The 289-nt window shown below is 52.6% G+C and carries 1 rRNA gene; it reads right to left on the bottom strand.

Annotated features, from left to right (window positions below):
* Window positions 1–107, bottom strand: a 5S ribosomal RNA gene (rrf, locus tag ACFCTO_RS12210); the annotation flags it as partial.
* Window positions 108–289 lie beyond the last annotated feature (182 nt).

Below are 289 nucleotides of genomic sequence, written 5' to 3'. Positions count from 1 at the left end.
TTCCTATCCTCCCAGGGGGCCTCCCCCCAAGTACTTTCGGCGTTTGCGGGCTTAACTGCTGTGTTCGGCATGGGAACAGGTGGATCCCCGCAGCTATCGCCACTGAATTATTCGATTCAGGATTTTCGTATCCTGACAACTGCATAAAAATGTTTTCTTCTTAACGGGTCGCCCACGCGGCGACCCCTACCAATCGGTAGGAATATTTGTAGTCAAGTCCTCGGTCTATTAGTACCGGTCCGCTCCGTACATCGCTGTACTTCCACTCCCGGCCTATCAACCACATCGT

This window comes from Megasphaera indica, from assembly GCF_046614755.1.
GTDB classification, from domain to species: domain Bacteria; phylum Bacillota; class Negativicutes; order Veillonellales; family Megasphaeraceae; genus Megasphaera; species Megasphaera intestinihominis.
This window is presented reverse-complemented; position numbering and strand designations above follow the sequence as displayed.